Below are 17018 nucleotides of genomic sequence, written 5' to 3' on the forward strand. Positions count from 1 at the left end.
ACGCCCGCTGCTCAGGTAACCTTTCCTGTCGGCCTTCCCATGGCTGAGAGTTCATGATGCCCAAGATTTCGCAGAACCACCTCGATCCCAGGAAGCCGCTGGTCGTCGACACGACGAAGCTCCCGCGGCAGCCTGGTGCGACGCGTGCCCTGAAGCGGGTCATTCCGGCACCGAAGGACCTCGGCCTTGAGTTGATCTCGGTTCCTGAGGGTTCCGACGTCGAGCTCGATCTGAGCCTTACGTCGGTCTCCGAGGGCGTCTATGTCAACGGCAACGTGCGTGGCTCACTCACGGGTGAGTGCGGGCGCTGCCTCGACGAGATCGATCAGTCGTTCGACGTCACGATCGCGGAGCTGTTCGCCTACGAGGACAGCACCACGGAAGAGACGACGGACGAGGACGAGGTCGGCCGGATGCACGGCGACCTGTTCGACCTGGAACCGGCAGTGCGGGACGCAGTGGTCCTGACTCTGCCGACCAACCCGGTCTGCCGGCCGGACTGCCCAGGGTTGTGCCCCGACTGCGGGGTGCATCTCGACGATCTTCCGGCTGACCACAGCCACGAGGTCGTCGATGCTCGCTGGGCCGCTTTGCGCAACATTTCGAACACTGAGGAGTAGGTACCGTGGCTGTCCCCAAGCGCAAGATGTCGCGCAGCAACACCCGGTCCCGCCGGGCGAACTGGAAGGCGACCGTGGTGCAGACCGTGGCTTGCCCCCAGTGCAAGTCGCCGCACCTGCCGCACACTGCGTGCGGGGTCTGCGGCACCTACAACGGCCGTCAGGTCGTCGAGGTCTGAGCCTCGCGGAGTGACACGCCCGATTATCGGGCAGGTCGAGTCCGGGCAACGGCGATCGCCCGGTGCCCCGGATCCGGAGCGGAACGGCCAGCAGGCCGGCACCGCCCCGGTTCCGGGCACCGCGCGGATCGCCGTCGACCTCCTCGGCGGGGACCAAGCTCCCGCCGTCGTGGTTGACGGCGCTCTGCGCGCCTGTCAGACCGACCCTGCCCTTACGCTGCTGCTGGTCGGCCCGGTCGAGGCCGTCGGCACCGTTCTTGCTGCCCTGCCACCGGACGAGCATCACCGCGTGCGGTCGCTGCCGGGCCCATATCCGAGAGACACGACCCGCGCGGCAGTTCACGCCGTCGCCGAGGGCCTGGCCGATGCCGTCGTGTCCGCGGGTGACACCGGCGCCATCGTCACCTCAGCCGCGCTCGCCATGGGCCGCTGGCCCGGAGTGCGCCGCCCCCCTCTCGCCGCCGTGCTGCCGAGCGCGGCCGGCCGTCGCCTCCTGCTCGACGTGGGTTCCTCCGTCGACCCGGACGAGCGGACCCTCGCCATGCACGCCCACCTGGGCTCCGCGTACGCCGCCTCCGTGCACGGCGTCGCCGCCCCGCGAGTGGGCCTTCTCACCATCGGTACCGAGCCCGGCAAGGGTGACCGGCTGCGCCGTGCCGCGCCGGAGCTCCTCGCCGGGCTGGACCTGCCCGCGGGCGCCCGCTACGTCGGCCTGGTCGAGGGCGACGACGTCGTGTCCGGCGCGGTCGCCGACGTCGTGGTGACCGACGGCTTCAGCGGAAACATCCTGCTCAAAGCGCTCGAAATGGCGTACGCGACGATCGGCGCCCCCGGCCCCGGCGAGCCGCCCCCGCGGGCCGCCGTGCTGCTCGGGGTGGGCGGCACCGTAGTGGTCTGTCACGGCGCCGCCTCCGGCCGGGACATCGCCGCCGGAATCGGGCTGGCCGCTAACCTGCACCGCCGAGGGGCCATACCGGTCATCGCCGGGCTGATCCAGGGCAAAGAGATTCCCCGAACGCAAGAGGTGGTTCATGAGCAGTAGCAACATGCGGCGGTATCGGCCCTCGACCGAGCCACTCGAGGAGGCGTTCGGCGTCCCCTTCGAACCTGATCTGCTCGAGCGCGCGCTCACCCACCGGTCGTACGCGTACGAGAACGGCGGCCTCCCCACCAACGAGCGCCTGGAATTCCTGGGTGACTCCGTGCTCGGCGTCGTGATCACCTCGGCGCTGTTCCACAATCACCCCGACCTGCCCGAGGGCCAGCTCGCCAAGCTGCGCGCGAGCGTCGTCAACATGCACGCGCTGGCCGACGTGGCCCGCACGCTGGGCCCGCAGGGGCTCGGCCCGCACCTGCTGCTCGGCAAGGGCGAGGAGACGACGGGCGGCCGGGACAAGGCCAGCATCCTGGCGGACACCCTGGAGGCGCTGCTCGGGGCGATCTACCTGGAGCACGGCCTGGACATCGCGGGCGAGGTCATCCACCGGCTGTTCGACCCGCTGATGGCCGAGTCGGCGGGCCGCGGCGCGGCGCTGGACTGGAAGACGAGCCTGCAGGAGCTGACCGCCGCGCTGAGCCTTGGCGTGCCCGACTACGTGATCGACGACGCGGGCCCGGACCACGCCAAGACGTTCACCGCGTGGGTGGTCGTGGCCGGCGAGCGCTACGGCGGTTCCGACGGGCGCAGCAAGAAGCAGGCCGAGCAGCGCGCCGCCGCCGCGGCCTGGCGGATCCTCACCGATCGCGCGGAGGCCGCGACCCCGCCGCCCGCCGTTGCCGGTGGCGGGCACACGGACACCCCTGACGACGAGAAGCCGTCGGACGTCGAGTGAGTGCGACGGCGCAGGAGACGAAAGCCCCTGCCGTTCGTCTCTGGGATCTCGCCGGGCGCTGGGAGGGCGTGGGCACCGCGGTCGGGCTGCTCGCGCTCACGCGTACGGTGCAGATCCTGTTGCTCGTCGTTCTGGACCGGTCGATCCCGGAGCCGGCCGGTCTGCGCAGCAACCTGCTGATCTGGGACGGTGGCTGGTTCCAGCGGGTCGCCGCCGGCTACCCGCACGGCTACACGTACGGGCAGAGCGGCGCACTGGAAGGCAACGAGCTGGCCTTCTTCCCGCTCTACCCGATGCTGATCCGGCTGCTGTCCACGCTCGGGCTCGACCCGGGCACCGCGGCGCTCACGGTCAGCTGGGTCGCGTCGATCGGGGCGGCCGTGGCCCTGCACCTGCTCGGGACCAGCCTGTTCAGCAGCCGCCGGGCGGGCTGGGCGCTGGTGGCGATCTGCTGCAGCGCGCCGATGTCGGTGGTGCTGTCCATGGCGTATTCGGAGAGTCTCTTCCTGGCCCTGGTGGCGGGGATGTTCGTGGCCGCGCATCGCAGGGTGTGGTGGGCCGCCGGGCTGCTCGGCCTGGCGTGTTCACTGACCCGTCCCACGGGTGCCGCCGCCGCGGTGGGGCTCGCGGTCGCGGCGATCATGGCCGTCCGCGCGGACCGGTCCCGGATCTGGCCGCCGCTGGTCGCTGCGGTTGTGGCGCTGGCGGGCGTACCCGCGTATCTGGCCTGGGTCGGTCTGCGGGTCGGTGAGCCGGACGCCTGGTTCAAGATCCAGACGGCGGGGTGGGGTACGTCGTTCGACTACGGCAGCAGCACGATCAAGTTCCTCAAGGACACGCTGACCCTCGCGGACGGGTGGGTGCCGATGAGTGTGGCGCTCATCCTGCTCGCCGCGCTGGCCGCTGCCGGTGTGGCGCTGGCGGGCCGGCCCTGGCTGCCGATCGCCGTCTACGGGCTGGTCGCCATGGTGCTCGTGTATGGACAGGCGGGGTATTACCACTCCAAGCCGCGGCTGCTGCTGCCCGTACTCTTGACGCTGCTGCCCGCGGTTGCCGCCGCGGCGAAAGCCCGCCCTCGCGTAGCCATCCTCGCGATCAGCGCCTGGGCCGCGTTCGGCCTCTGGTACGGCGCGTATCTCGTGGCCGTGTGGCCGTACACAATCTAAGAGGGGTTTCTCGTGCCGGAGCTTCCCGAGGTCGAAACGGTCCGTCAGGGCCTGGCCAAATGGGTGACGGGCCGTCGCATCGAGGCGGTCGCCGTGCTGCACCCGCGGGCGATCCGCCGGCACCTGCCCGGTGACGTGCACTTCGCCGCGGTGCTGGCCGGTCGCACGATCACCGACGTCGCGCGCCGCGGCAAATACCTGTGGCTGCCGCTCGACTCCGGCGACGCGATCATCGGCCACCTCGGGATGAGCGGGCAGCTGCTGATGCAGCCCCCGGAGGCGCCCGACGAGACCCACCTGCGGGTCCGGTTCGAGTTCGCCGACGACGGACCCGAGCTGCGCTTCGTCGACCAGCGCACGTTCGGGGGCCTGTCCGTCTCCGAGGACGGTGCCGAGCTGCCGCACGAGATCGCGCACATCGCCCGTGACCCGATCGACCCGCTCTTCGACGACGAGCTCTTCGTCACCGCGATGCGGCGCAAACACACCGAGGTCAAGCGGGCCATCCTCGACCAGACCCTGATCTCCGGGGTGGGCAACATCTACGCGGACGAGGCGTTGTGGCGCGCTCAGCTGCACGGCACCAGGCCGACGGACGCGCTGACCAAGCCACAGGTACGCAGATTGCTCGCCGACATCCGCGATGTGCTCGGCGCGGCCATCGTGGCCGGTGGCACCAGCTTTGACGCGCTCTACGTCAACGTGAACGGGGAGAGCGGGTACTTCGACCGGTCGCTGGACGCGTACGGCCGGGAGGGCCAGCCCTGTCACCGATGCGGCACCGCGATCCGCCGTGAGCAGTTCATGAACCGCTCGTCCTTCAGCTGCCCGCGCTGCCAGCCACGCCCTCGGAAACCTTTGCGCTGACATACGGGCTGGTGTCGGTGGCCAGCCCGAACCCCGCGCCCCGCCGCCCCATCAGCCGGCGCGCGGCCGTCAGCATGTCCTGCGGCACGCCGTGCACCAGATGCCCGTCCCCCGCGACCACCCCGTCCCCGGCCCACCCCTGGTACGCCGACCACGGCCCGTCGAACGTGCAGATCCGCACGCCCAGCTCGCGGTAGAGCGGATGGGTCGGCACGCCCGGGTTCAGCACGATCCGGTGCAGACCCCGCCGCGCCGCCAGCCGGACTGTCAGCGCCACCGGCCCGACACCGCCCGACCCGGCCGGCGCCCGGTCGAGGAAGAGCCCCTCGACGCCCTCCTCCCGCCACAGGTCGACGTCGGCGAGCACATCGGCGAGGGAGCGCCCGCCCCAGTCCAGATCGACGCGGCCCAGGATCTGGTGCTCGGTGCGGCGCGGGCCGGGGCGTTCCTGCACGACCCAGGTGTCCTGGTCGGCGGGCAGGTCGGGCGACGGGCAGGCGTACGGCGGGAACAGGGTCCTCACGGCGTCCTCCAAAGGTCGGTGTGGGCCAGGGCCAGTTCGTAGGAGGGAGCGGGCGGTGGCGCGGACAGGTCCTGGTAGAGCGCGCCGTACGCGCGTACGACGTGATCGCTGGTGAAGTGGGCGAGTGCCCGGCGCCGTGCCGCGTCGCCCAGGGCGCGGCGGCGGGCGGGGGCCCTGAGCAGGGCGATGCAGGCGGCGGCGAGTGCTGCGGGGTCGTCCCGTGGCACGCACACCCCGCTGTCGCCCAGCGTCTCCGCGACCGGTCCGGTGTCGGCGCCGACCACCGCCCGGCCGGACATCATGGCCTCCACCAGCCGGGACGGCGGGTCGGACGGGCCGGGCAGGTGCACGACGAGGTGCCCCGGTGCGTACCGGTCGCGGGCGTCGGCGGGCAGCGGGTGCAGCCGGATCGCGTGGCCCAGCCCGTCCCCGGCCGTGTGCTCGTCGCCGAACAGGTGCAACACCGTCTTCGGGAGCTCCTCCAGGATCCGGCCGAACGCCTCCAGCAGGCACGTCAGCCCACTCTCCGGACCGCTGCCGCCGGCCCAGACAATCGCAGGAGGGGTACGCGCCTCAGGTGCCGCGGGAAAGTCCTGCGGATCAACACCGGCGGGTACGGGGACGAGCCGCTCCGGGGCAGCGCCGTGCCGCAGTGCCCAGGCGTGGTGGTAGTCGCTCAGCGGCGCGACCAGCCCGGCTTCTGCGTACCCGGTGCGGGCCACCGCGCGGCGGAATCTCCGCAGCACCGTGCGGACGGCCGGCGACAGCCGCTCCTCGCCGGCTCGTAGCCGCGCTATCGGCACCCGGGCCTCGGTCAGCAGCAGGGGAGTGCCGGTGCGCCGGCGGGTGGCGAGCGCGGTGAGCAACGGCGTGGTGCCACCGACGCAGTGCACGAGGTCGCTCGGCGGTAGCGGCACGGCGAGGGCGCGCATGGAGTGCCGGAGCAGCGTCGCCGCCGTGCGCGCATCCCGCAGGATCAGCCGCTTTTCTGCGCCGGCCCGCCATGCCTCCGAGAGGAGTTCGGCGAGCGGGACGGCGTTGAGCGGGGCTTCGGTCGTCGCGGTCAGCTTCACGAGTGCGCTGAGGCCCAGGGCGAAGTCGTCGCCGGTGTCGTCGATCAGCCCCTGGCAGAGCAGGACGGCCGCCAGCGTGGCCTGCTCGTCGCGGCCCTCACGCCGCGTGCTCTCCCGGGGCAGCGTGACGGCCTTCGCCGAGTCGACATGCTCAGGCAGCGGGTACGCGGGTCCGGACGCGGGTTCCCGGTCGCCGACCGCGACGAGCTCGAACCTGTGGGCGTCGAGGCCGTCGACGAGGGTGCGGCACCAGCCGCCGAGCGCGTCGCGCCGGAACGGGTAGCCGCCGCCGGTGAGCAGACAGATGCGCATGCGGTCAGCACCGCGGGTGCGGCGGGGGCGAAATCACGTTGGCTGCAACGACGCAGGCGCGGAGAGTAGCGGGACGGTGTCACCTAGGCGACATAACTTCGACCTATTTGCGCGCTTTGGTGGCATTTTTTAGGACACCGCCCGGCGCCGGGTGCCCCGCCACCGGCACCCGGCGCCGGGACGGCGGCCCATGGTCGCCCGCTCGACCGACGCATCGAGCGGCTTCGACGGGTCACGGTAAGCAGTCATGTGAATACGCGGCAAACCAGCTAAGCAAGACATAAGGCCCCGTTCAGGGAACCTGCCCCCGAACCCTGCGCTACGTGGTCGTTAGGTAGCCGGAAGTACGTAAGTGGGTATTCCTCGTCATCTCAAGAGGGAATTAGCTTGATCCAATGGCGGTCCGCGTGCCAGGGTGGCGTGATTCACTGGCTGACGGGGGTCGGCGCGGTGGCCCACGGCTTGACGGAGCCTGGACATCGGCGCACCATAGAAGTGTCGCCAGTCGCGCCCGTCTGTGCTCAGTCCAAGCTTCCAAGTCCCGAGCTTCTCTTAAGTTGCCTAGCTCGCTTTGGTTGCGTAGCTGAGTTCGGATAAATCTGCATCTCGTGCAAGACCTTGAGGTCAGATCTTTGTGCCTACGCGTGTCCGTGGGTGCAGGTGTGCCTACCGCTGCGCGCGCGTCTGGTCCGGCTAGTCCGGCAGCGCTTTACAAAGAGACCTGATGTCTCACAAGGAGAAGTCATGGCTAAGGCCCTCTATGGCCACGTAGGTGCAGCGCCCGATCGGCGGCTGCTCGACGAGGTCACCCGACTGCGTTCCAGGGTGCAGGCTCTGGAGTTCGAGATCACCCGTCTGCGGGCGGAGAACGATCGTCTCGCGGCTGCCGAAGCCGACGATCTTCTGCGGCTGACCGAGCCGGCGCTGACCTGAGCTTCACGCTGACCTGAGTCTCCCGCTGACCTGAGCTTTCCTTCCTGTTCTTCGGATCCGAGCGCTCGATATCCCCTCGCTTCCGACGTCTGGCACCGGAAGGCTCGGCACCAGAACGCCGCATCACCAAGCTCAGCACTGAAGACGATGCTCAGGATCACCACGCGCGCCTCCACGTAATCAGTGGTGGCGCGCATTTTTTTGTCGGCTTAGGCGGTGCAATGCCGGTTTTTGCAGACTGAGCGTGTCAATTCTTTCGCTTTTGTATTGCTTGAGTACGCCGCGTATTGCTGACGGCGCTCGGCGTGTTGTGAAACGCGTGCCACTCGATGCCGATCGCGAACAAAAGCCCCAGCAGGTAAAATACGGGTTGTAACGGGACGCGCGGCGTGCGCGGACATGGCGTGTGCGGACGGGTAACCTGCTGGCCAGAGCAAACCGCCGACCCTCGGAGATCCGTGCACCTCAAGAGCCTGACGGTCAAGGGCTTCAAGTCCTTCGCCTCCGCTACGACGCTGCGGCTGGAGCCGGGCATCACCTGTGTGGTGGGTCCGAACGGCTCCGGCAAGTCCAACGTCGTCGACGCCATCGCCTGGGTGCTCGGTGAGCAGGGAGCCAAGGCGCTGCGCGGCGGCAAGATGGAGGACGTCATCTTCGCCGGCACCGCCGGGCGGGCCCCGCTGGGTCGCGCCGAGGTGACCCTCACGATCGACAACGGCGACGGGGCTCTGCCCATCGACTACACCGAGGTGTCGATCACGCGCCGGATGTTCCGCGACGGCGCCAGCGAGTACGAGATCAACAACAACCAGTGCCGGCTGCTCGACATCCAGGAGCTGCTCTCCGACTCCGGCATCGGCCGCGAGATGCACATCATCGTCGGGCAGGGCCGGCTCGACGCGATGCTGCACGCGAAACCCGAGGACCGCCGCTCGTTCATCGAGGAGGCGGCCGGCGTACTCAAGCATCGCAAGCGCAAAGAGAAAGCCGTGCGCAAGCTCGACGCGATGCAGACCAACCTCAACCGGCTCAACGACCTCACCGCCGAGCTGCGCCGCCAGCTCAAGCCGCTCGGCAAGCAGGCCGAGGTCGCCCGGCGCGCCGCGGGCATCCAGTCCGACCTGCGCGACGCCCGGCTGCGGCTGCTCGCCGACGACCTCTACACGCTGCGCACCACGCTCGACAAGGAGATCGCCGACGAGTCGGCGATGCGGGACAGGCGCCAGCAGGTCGAAGCCGAGAACCGCGAGATCCAGCGGATGCTCGCCGACCTCGAGGCCCAGCACGCCGAGGACGCGCCGCTGCTGCAGGCCGCACAGGACACCTGGTACAAACTCTCCGCCCTGCAGGAGCGCTTCCGTTCCACCGAGCAACTCGCCTCCGAGCGGGCGCGGCACATGGCCGCCGCCCCCGAGGACGAGCGGCTCGGCCGCGACCCCGACCAGCTCGAAGCCGAGGCCGAGCGGGTCCGGGAGCAGGAAGAGGAGCTGCGCGAGGCCCTCACCGAGGACCAGATGCGTCTTGCCGAGGCCGTCGAGCACCGCCAGGAGCTGGAAAGGCAACTGCTTCAAGCCGAAGGCGCTCTGCGTACGGCGGCCAAGGCCATCGCCGACCGCCGCGAGGGCCTCGCCAAGCTGACCGGCAATGTGAACGCCGCCCGGGCACGCACGGGAAGCGCCGCCGAGGAGATCGAGCGCCTCGCCGCCGCCCACACCGACGCGCTGACCCGCGCCGAGGCAGCGCAGGCCGAGGTCGACGCGGTCTCCGCCGAGTCCACCGAGGCCGACCGCGACAACGTCGAGCTCGACGACCGGCACGCCGAAGCCGTCGCGCTGCACGACCAGGCCGCCGCCGTGGTCCGGGAGCTCTCCGACGCCGAGCGCACCGCGGAGAAGGACGCCGCCAGCTGGAAGGCCCGCGAGGAAGCACTCGCGATGGGTCTCAAGCGCAAGGACGGCGCCGGTGCGCTGCTCGGCAAGGCCGACCAGGTGCCCGGTCTGCTCGGCAGTCTCGCCTCGATGCTCACGGTCCGCCCCGGGCACGAGGCCGCGCTGGCCGCCGCGCTGGGCGCTCTTGCCGACTCGGTCGCCCTCAGCGGAGTGGACGAGGCCGTCGAGGCCATGCGTACGCTCAAGATCGCGGACGCCGGCCGGGCCGCCCTGGTCGTGGCGAGTCCCGCCGGGCCGGGCATGCAGGGGTCGCTGGACTCCCTGCGGCCGCAGCTGCCCGAGGGTGCTGTGTGGGCGCCCGACGTCATCGAGTGCCCCGACACGATCCGTCCCGCGCTCAACCGCGCGCTGCGCGACGTCGTACTCGTCCCGGATCTTGCCGCCGCCACCCAGCTCGTCGCGCACAACGCCGAGCTGCGCGCGGTCACCCCCGACGGCGATGTGCTGGGTTCGCACTCCGCAGCCGGTGGTTCGGGCAAGCAGACGAGTTACATCGAGGTCCAGGCCGCCGTCGACGAGGCCCGGGCCAACCGCGAAACCGCCGAGCAGGCGATCGGCGAGCTCAAGGCGCAGCTCGCCGACGCGCGTGCCGAGGTCGCCGAGCACAAGGAAGCGGTCAACGTCGCGGCCGCCGCCAAGCGAGCCGCCGAGGGCGAGCGCAACGCCGCCGCCCGCCGGCTCGCCGAGCTGGGTGCCGCCGCCCGATCCGCCAAGGCCGAGTCCGAGCGGCTCGGCGCCTCCCGGCAGAAGGCGGAGGGCAACCGCGACCGCGACCTCGCCGGGCTCCTCGAGCTGGAGGAGCGGCTGCGGCTCGCCGAAGCCACCCCGATCGACGAGGAGCCCTCCACGGAGGAGCGCGACACGCTCTCCGCGCTGGTCCCGCAGTCACGCCAGAACGAGATGGAGGTGCGGCTCGCGGTCCGCACGGCCGAGGAGCGGGTCTCCTCGATCTCCGGTCGCGCCGACTCGCTGCTACGCCAGGCCACCGCCGAACGCCAGGCCCGCGAACGAGCCGCTGCCCGGCGTGCAGCCCGGGTCCGCGGCGCCGAGATCGCCAAGGCTGTCGCGCTGGGTGCCGGCGCGGCGCTGGCCCGCGTCTCGGTCTCGCTGACCGCGGCCGTCGAGGTCCGCGACCAGCTGGCCCGGGCGCGTACGGGCCGGGAAGCCGAACTCTCCGAGGTCCGCGCGACCGCGAAGCGGCTGGTCTCCGAGCTGGAACGGCTGACCAGCGAGGTGCACCGCGACGAGGTGGCCCGCGCCGAGCAGCGGATGCGCATCGAACAGCTCGAGGCGAAGGCCGCCGAGGACTTCTCGCTCGACACCGACACCCTCGTCGCGGAGTACGGCCCCGAGCAGCTCGTGCCCCCGACCCAGGCCGAGGTGAACCTCGCCGAGAGCAACGGCAAGGAGCCCCCGGAGCCGGTCCCGTTCCACCGCCCCACGCAGGAGAAACGCGCCAACAAGGCCGAGCGCGACCTGGCCCTGCTCGGCAAGGTCAACCCGCTCGCGCTGGAGGAGTTCGCCGCTCTCGAAGAGCGCTTCAAATTCCTCTCCGACCAGCTCGAAGATCTCAAGGCGACCCGAAAGGACCTGCTCACCGTCGTCAAGGACGTCGACGAGCGCATCCTCGAGGTCTTCTCCTCCGCGTTCGAGGACACCGCCCGCGAGTTCCAGACCGTCTTCCAGGTGCTCTTCCCCGGCGGCGAGGGCAGGCTCGTCCTCACCGACCCGGAGGACATGCTCACCACCGGCGTCGAGGTCGAGGCCCGCCCGCCCGGCAAGAAGATCAAGCGCCTCTCACTGCTCTCCGGCGGCGAACGCTCGCTGACCGCGGTCGCGATGCTCTGCGCCATCTTCCGCGCCCGCCCCAGCCCCTTCTACATCATGGACGAGGTCGAGGCCGCCCTCGACGACGTCAACCTGGGCCGCCTGATCACGCTCTTCCAGCAGCTCCGCGAGAAGAGCCAGCTCCTGATCATCACCCACCAGAAGCGCACGATGGAGGTCGCCGACGCCCTGTACGGCGTCACCATGCGCGCCGGCGTGACCCAGGTGATCAGCCAGCGCCTCAACCGCGAGGAAGAAGCCTGACCGGCCCTCTTGAGGCCTTTTCGGCTCGTGGGGAAGAAGGGCTTAGCCTTGCAGCGTTCCCCCGAGCGCTGAGAAGCGTTCCCCCGAGCGCTGAGAGAGGACCGCGGACCGGATGCTGCGCCAACCCGCCAGGGCCATGCTGATCGACCTCGACGGCGTCGTACGCCGCTGGGACCCCACCGTCGCGGCAGGCGTCGAATCCACCTACGGGCTGGAGCCCGGCACGCTGATGAAGACCGCCTTCGCCTGGGAGCTCCTGCGCCCCGCGGTCGCCGGCGAGATGACCGACGCCGAATGGATGGGCCTGATCGCCCAGCGCCTCCCTCTCGACGAGGCCCAGGCCCGAGCGGCAGTCACCGAATGGCAGAAGCACCGAGGCACGGTCGACCCCGAGGTCCTCACCTTCATCCGCGAGGTCCGCGCCGCCGGCCGCCCGGTCGGCCTCGCCACCAACGCCACCGACCTCCTCCGCGGCGACCTCGAAACCCTCGGCCTCACCCACGAGTTCGACACGATCATCAGCTCCACCGAGTTGAAGATCCACAAGCCCGCCCCCGATTTCTTCGCCCGAGCCGCCGAAGCCCTCGACGAGCAACCGCCCTGGGTCCTCTTCGTGGACGACGACGACCGGGTCATCCGAGGCGCCCGCGCCGCGAAGCTCCCCGCCTTCCGCTGGACCGGCCCCCAGGACATCCTCTACCTGAAAAAGGCCCTCGGCATCAGCTAGCCCACGGCGGACCCCGGGCGCGGCCGGGTGAGATCAGGCCCCAGGCCGGGCGGGGTGAGGCTGGGGCCTGCACGGCCCGCACGGCCCGCACGAGGCCCGCACGGCCCGCGGCTCAAGGCCGCACGGGCCAACCCCACCGCAGCTCAGAAGTGGCCGGTCTCAGTCGCCGGTGACGCCGTCGATGCGTTCGCGGAGGAGGTCGGCGTGGCCGTTGTGGCGGGCGTACTCCTCGATCATGTGGAGGTAGACCCAGCGGAGGCTGATGGAGCCGCGGCGTTTGTTGGGGAATTCGTGGTCGAGGGGCAGGTCGGCGACGGTGGCTCGGACGGCGTCCAGCTCTGCCAGGTGGGTGGCGAAGTTGGCCTCCGCGTCGGCGTCCGCCACGTCGTCGAAGTCGCCGTCGAGGTTGGTGTCGTCGCAGTAGATGTCGGGGAGGTCCTGGCCGGCGGCGGCCTGGCGGAACCAGGCTCGTTCCACCTCGGACATGTGCCGGACCAGGCCGAGCAGCGTCAGGTTGGACGGCTCCACGGAGGCGACCTTGAGCTGCGGGGCGGTCAGGCCGGCGCATTTGCTCAGCAGGGTCTGTCTGTGCCAGTCGAGCCAGCCCTCGAGCATGGCTCGTTCGTCGCCGGTGAACGGTTCAGCGACGCGTTCGATTTTTGGTGCTGTCCATGTCGTCATCGGGCCATTATTTGTTAAGTGGGAGCTCGGCGACGGTGAATAAATCGCCGTCCTTGGTCGTGCCCTCGACTTTTACCTCGGCGCGGGGGCCTTCATGGTGCAGGGTGCTGATGGCGTTGCCGAAGTAGGGGCCCGCGAGGCGGCCCCAGGCGACGGTCGGGCGGCTGACTCCGGCGGAGCGGGCGACGCCTCGCATTGTCTTGGCGGCGGCGCGGGACCAGCTGAAACGCATCAGGGGGCGCATGAAGGCGGGGACCTGGTTGTGGATCGGGGAGCAGGTGAGCTGGTGGACCGGGGTGGTGACCGCGGGGCCGAGGTCGGCTGCTGCGACGTAGGAGTGATGGACGTCACCGGACAGCACGCTGATCGAGGCCGGCGCGGAGTAGGCGCCGCCCGCGCCGACGCGGTGGGCCGGGGCTGACGGACCGCCTTCGCCCAGGCGGCGGAAGAGCTCGGTGAGGGCGTCGAACGAGCGCATGAACGCGGCCCAGTGTTCAAGGTCGAAGGCGCGGCGGATCTTCTCGGCGAGGGCGGCGCGGCGGGGGCCGGCGGAGTCGGCCATGCGTTCGTTCCAGGCTTCGCCGTGGTGGATGGCCGGGGGCATCAGCCAGGGCAGGGACGAGCCGACCACCAGGTGGTCGTAGTCGCCGTGGGCCTGGTCGACGAACCATTTCCATTCCGTGGCGGGGAGCATCTCGCGGCGTCCGGGAGTGAGGACCCGGTTGCAGCGGTTGTCCAGCATCACCAGGCGGGTGCGGCCCACGTCGAGGGCGAAGCTCCACTGGAACGGGACGTCGGTGTTCTCCGCGGACTCGGGGGCGTCGACCGTGATGCCGAAGTCGTGCAGGATCCGGGTGGCGTCGGGCACCGCGGTGATCTGGGCGAGCAGGGGGTCGGTGGCCAGCTGGTCGGGGCTGAGGTTGCCGAGGTGCTGGTAGACCCAGTAGGAGGCCAGGCCGCTGGAGATGCGCTCGGGCCACCACGGCTGGGCTGACATGTCGCGGCGCCAGGAGGCCGAGGTGTTCCAGTCGTCGATGATCTCGTGGTCGTCGAAGATCATGACGCTCGGCACGGTGGCGAGCAGCCAGCGGACCTCCGGGTCGCGCCAGGACTCCAGATAGAGCTTGGTGTACTCGTCGAACGAGACGACCTCGTTCGCCGGCCCGTCGTGCCCGGCCGCCCGGCGGCGCTTGAGGAAGCGGCGCACCTTCGCCGAGGTGTTGTCGGCATAGACCTGATCACCCAGGAGGACCATCAGGTCCGGGCGTAGCTGCGGGTCGTGCGGGTCGGTCATCAATCGCCTCGCGTACGCGTCCAGCGCGTCAGGTGGCAATTTTCGTGAATTCGACTGCGGGGTCGCCTCGCGGCACGAGCCGAAGATGAAGCTGACCGGGTGCTCCTGGTCGTCCGCGGGCCGGGTGACGATCAGGCTCGGCGGGTAGGGCGACTCCGGGTCGGGCCAGGCCCGCTTGTCGTCGAGCCACACCTCGTACTCGCTGGCGGCGTCGAGGGGCAGCCCTTCGACCACCACGATCGCGTAGTGGTGGCCGTACGCGGAAAAGGTCTGTGCCGAGCCTGAGCCCCCGTCCCTCGCCTCGACCCGGACGGTCGTGGGTTCCGTGGTCTCGACCCAGACGGTCGCTTTGCCGGCCACGACGCGCCGGAGCACCGGGCCGATCAGGAGATAAGCGGTCAACGGATCACCACAGAGAGACGCATGATTCCATCGTCCCCACCGCTCCGGCATTACGCCAGGGCGGTTTCCGGCACGGCGGGATCACCCCGCGTGGTGTTGGACACGGCCGGGTGGCCCCGCACAGCCGCAGCGCATCTGTCAGGATTTCGTACATGGAATACGTCGTCGCCTCACTGATCCTGCTGGCGGTGCTGATCGTCGGGGCCGTCGGCCTCGTCGTCCCGCGCCTGCGCCGGCGCGAGCTGCCGCCGTCGGAGCAGACGGGGGCGGGCACGACGACCCTCGAGCGTCCGCCCGTGATTCCCCCGGTCGAGGAGCTTCCGCCGCTGGTCGAGCGGCCCGCCCCGGTCGAGGAGGAGCCCGCTGCTCCATCGCTCGAGACCCCGGAGCCCACGGCCGGGCGTCTGGTCCGGTTGCGGGCGCGGCTGAGCCGTTCGCAGAGCGTCTTCGGGCGCGGTCTGCTCAGCGTGCTCTCCCGTGACCACCTCGACGAGGACGCGTGGGAGGAGATCGAGGACAGCCTGATCTCCGCCGATGTCGGCGTCGAAGCGAGCCAGGTCCTGGTCGAGCGGCTGCGCGAGCGGGTCCGGGTGCTGGGCACCCGCACGGTTGCCGAGGTGCGGGCACAGCTCGCCGAGGAGCTCACCGCAGCCCTCGAGCCGGAGCTGGACCGCAGCCTCAAGACCTCCCCGCACGACGGGCGTCCCGCGGTGGTCCTGGTCGTCGGCGTCAACGGCGCCGGTAAGACCACCACCTGCGGCAAGATCGCCCGGGTGCTGGTGGCCGACGGCCGCACGGTGCTGCTGGGTGCCGCCGACACGTTCCGCGCCGCCGCCGCCGAGCAGTTGGCGACCTGGGGTGAGCGGGTCGGCGCCGAGACCGTGCGCGGCCCCGAGGGCGGAGATCCGGCCAGCGTGGCTTTCGACGCGGTCAAGCGGGGTATCGACGTCGGTGTGGACACGGTTCTGATCGACACCGCCGGCCGCCTGCAGAACAAGATCGGTCTGATGGACGAGCTGGGCAAGGTCAAGCGGGTGGTGGAGAAGCACGGCTCGGTCGACGAGACGCTGCTGATCCTCGACGCGACCACCGGGCAGAACGGCCTGGAGCAGGCGCGGGTCTTCACCGAGGCGGTCGAGGTGACCGGTGTGGTGCTCACCAAGCTCGACGGCACGGCCAAGGGCGGCATCGTCATCGCCGTGCAGCGCAAGCTGGGCATCCCGGTCAAGCTGGTCGGGCTGGGCGAGGGGCCGGACGACCTGGCGCCGTTCGAGCCGGCGGCCTTCGTCGAGGCCCTGCTTGGCAGCGATGCGTAATCTCAAGAGCAGGACATCGGCGGTAGTGATCACACTCGGGGGAGGTCGTGCGTGACGCAGGAGCCTCTGCGCGAGATTCCTCTGCACGGTGGGAACGTCAGCACGGTCTCGAAACTCGGCGACACGGTTCGCCGTAACGCCGGACCGTGGACGCCCGCCGTGCACTCGCTGCTCAACCATCTGCAGCGGGTCGGGTTCACCGGGTCGCCGCACGCCCTGGGCATGGACGACCGTGGCCGGGAGGTCCTGTCGTACCTCGACGGGGAGTGCGGGGAGTATCCGCTGGCCCCGCACTGGACCACCGAGGAAGCACTGGTCACGGTCGCGACGATGCTGCGCATGTTCCACGACGCGCAGTACGGCTTCCAGCCCCCGCCCAACGCGGTGTGGCGCAGTTTCGGCCCGCCGCCGCCGGACACCGAGGTGATCTGTCACCACGACGCCGCCCCGCACAACGTGGTCTGGCGGCCCGACGGCACCCTCGCGCTGATCGACTTCGATCTCGCCTCGCCGGGTGCGCGTATTTACGACGTGGCTTATGCGGCCTGGACCTGGGTGCCTTTGTTCAGCGACCGGGATTCCTACACGCTCGGCTGGAAGCGCCCCAATCGGCCGCGCCGGCTCCGGCTCTTCGCCGACGCCTACGGCCTTATTCCGCGCGACCGTCATCGCCTGGTCCGCACTATTCGTAAGCGGATCGTGGACCACGTCGAGGGCATCCGGCGGATGGCGGCCGCCGGTGACCCGGCGTTCGTGCGAATCGTGCACAAGGGGCATCTGCGTCGTCCGATGCGCGATCTGCGTCTGCTCGATTACGAACGTCACACCCTCGAGTACGCACTTCGTTAACTGGCCGTCGACCTTCTGGTCTCGCTCGGTCGGTGCTTACTTAGGCGTTTTGTGGAGGTTCGTGGCGATTTTTCTACACGGCTGTGAGAGTTTCTTCACACGTACGAAACAAGCGGTCACGTGTTGGAAATCGCGCGTAGACCCTGCTCGAAACAGCAGGCCGGAAGGCTTCCGCCCTACACCGGCCGACTGGAGCGATGCTGC

At 70.3% G+C, this 17018-nt stretch carries 15 protein-coding genes; 11 read left to right on the forward strand and 4 right to left on the reverse strand.

The annotated features are described in order from the left end of the window. The first annotated feature begins 56 nt into the window (after window positions 1–56). The 6 genes from Ahu01nite_RS22560 to mutM all read left to right on the forward strand — a co-directional run bounded on the left by Ahu01nite_RS22560 (window position 57) and on the right by mutM (window position 4664). Window positions 57–620: a YceD family protein gene (locus Ahu01nite_RS22560; protein ID WP_203838706.1), complete on the forward strand. Its 564-nt coding sequence runs from the start codon at window positions 57–59 to the stop codon at window positions 618–620. 5 nt (window positions 621–625) lie between these two features. Next, a complete protein-coding gene (rpmF, locus tag Ahu01nite_RS22565) occupies window positions 626–799 on the forward strand; it encodes a 50S ribosomal protein L32 (protein WP_203838574.1) in 174 nt (57 codons plus the stop codon). A gap of 127 nt (window positions 800–926) precedes the next feature. Then, the gene (locus tag Ahu01nite_RS22570; RefSeq protein WP_239159062.1) at window positions 927–1841 is read left to right on the forward strand and encodes a phosphate acyltransferase PlsX; all 915 of its coding nucleotides are present in this window, start codon (window positions 927–929) and stop codon (window positions 1839–1841) included. Window positions 1842–1845: 4 nt separating this feature from the next. Then, window positions 1846–2631, forward strand: coding sequence for a ribonuclease III (gene rnc, locus Ahu01nite_RS22575; protein ID WP_203838707.1), 786 nt, complete (start codon window positions 1846–1848; stop codon window positions 2629–2631). Beyond that, a complete protein-coding gene (locus tag Ahu01nite_RS22580) occupies window positions 2628–3797 on the forward strand; it encodes a mannosyltransferase family protein (RefSeq protein ID WP_203838576.1) in 1170 nt (389 codons plus the stop codon). The genes rnc and Ahu01nite_RS22580 overlap by 4 nt, the downstream gene beginning before the upstream one ends. A 12-nt stretch (window positions 3798–3809) precedes the next feature. Continuing rightward, a complete protein-coding gene (gene mutM, locus Ahu01nite_RS22585) occupies window positions 3810–4664 on the forward strand; it encodes a bifunctional DNA-formamidopyrimidine glycosylase/DNA-(apurinic or apyrimidinic site) lyase (RefSeq protein ID WP_203838577.1) in 855 nt (284 codons plus the stop codon). Here the strand turns inward: mutM and Ahu01nite_RS22590 are convergent. Further along, window positions 4618–5187 (reverse strand): putative glycoside hydrolase, encoded by a 570-nt coding sequence (locus Ahu01nite_RS22590; RefSeq protein ID WP_203838578.1) that lies wholly within the window; start codon window positions 5185–5187, stop codon window positions 4618–4620. The genes mutM and Ahu01nite_RS22590 overlap by 47 nt on opposite strands. After that, window positions 5184–6572 carry a DUF3492 domain-containing protein gene (locus Ahu01nite_RS22595; protein ID WP_203838579.1) on the reverse strand — a complete coding sequence of 463 codons (1389 nt, stop codon included), beginning with the start codon at window positions 6570–6572 and terminating at the stop codon, window positions 5184–5186. The genes Ahu01nite_RS22590 and Ahu01nite_RS22595 overlap by 4 nt, the downstream gene beginning before the upstream one ends. Before the next feature lie 744 nt (window positions 6573–7316). On the opposite strand from Ahu01nite_RS22595, the gene Ahu01nite_RS22600 reads away from it, so the two are divergent. The 3 genes from Ahu01nite_RS22600 to Ahu01nite_RS22610 all read left to right on the forward strand — a co-directional run bounded on the left by Ahu01nite_RS22600 (window position 7317) and on the right by Ahu01nite_RS22610 (window position 12272). Further along, on the forward strand, window positions 7317–7505 hold the full coding sequence (locus Ahu01nite_RS22600; RefSeq protein WP_203838580.1) for a hypothetical protein: 189 nt from the start codon (window positions 7317–7319) through the stop codon (window positions 7503–7505). Window positions 7506–7963: 458 nt separating this feature from the next. Next, entirely contained in the window at window positions 7964–11545 is a 3582-nt protein-coding gene (gene smc, locus Ahu01nite_RS22605) for a chromosome segregation protein SMC (protein ID WP_203838581.1), read from the forward strand. Window positions 11546–11657: 112 nt separating this feature from the next. Then, window positions 11658–12272 carry an HAD family hydrolase gene (locus Ahu01nite_RS22610; RefSeq protein ID WP_203838582.1) on the forward strand — a complete coding sequence of 205 codons (615 nt, stop codon included), beginning with the start codon at window positions 11658–11660 and terminating at the stop codon, window positions 12270–12272. Window positions 12273–12431: 159 nt separating this feature from the next. Here Ahu01nite_RS22610 and Ahu01nite_RS22615 read toward each other — a convergent pair whose 3' ends face one another. Continuing rightward, window positions 12432–12953, reverse strand: a complete 522-nt coding sequence (locus tag Ahu01nite_RS22615; protein ID WP_203838583.1) for a DinB family protein — start codon at window positions 12951–12953, stop codon at window positions 12432–12434. A gap of 7 nt (window positions 12954–12960) precedes the next feature. Then, a complete protein-coding gene (locus Ahu01nite_RS22620; RefSeq protein WP_239159052.1) occupies window positions 12961–14649 on the reverse strand; it encodes an alkaline phosphatase D family protein in 1689 nt (562 codons plus the stop codon). 152 nt (window positions 14650–14801) lie between these two features. Here Ahu01nite_RS22620 and ftsY point away from each other — a divergent pair, with 152 nt between their 5' ends. Together ftsY and Ahu01nite_RS22630 are read left to right on the forward strand one after the other, a co-directional pair. Then, window positions 14802–15965 carry a signal recognition particle-docking protein FtsY gene (gene ftsY / locus Ahu01nite_RS22625; RefSeq protein WP_203838585.1) on the forward strand — a complete coding sequence of 388 codons (1164 nt, stop codon included), beginning with the start codon at window positions 14802–14804 and terminating at the stop codon, window positions 15963–15965. Between the two features lie 51 nt (window positions 15966–16016). Further along, entirely contained in the window at window positions 16017–16814 is a 798-nt protein-coding gene (locus tag Ahu01nite_RS22630) for a phosphotransferase (protein ID WP_203838586.1), read from the forward strand. The last annotated feature ends 204 nt before the right edge of the window (window positions 16815–17018 follow it).

The sequence above is a fragment of the Winogradskya humida genome, from assembly GCF_016862215.1.
GTDB classification, from domain to species: Bacteria; Actinomycetota; Actinomycetes; order Mycobacteriales; family Micromonosporaceae; genus Actinoplanes; species Actinoplanes humidus.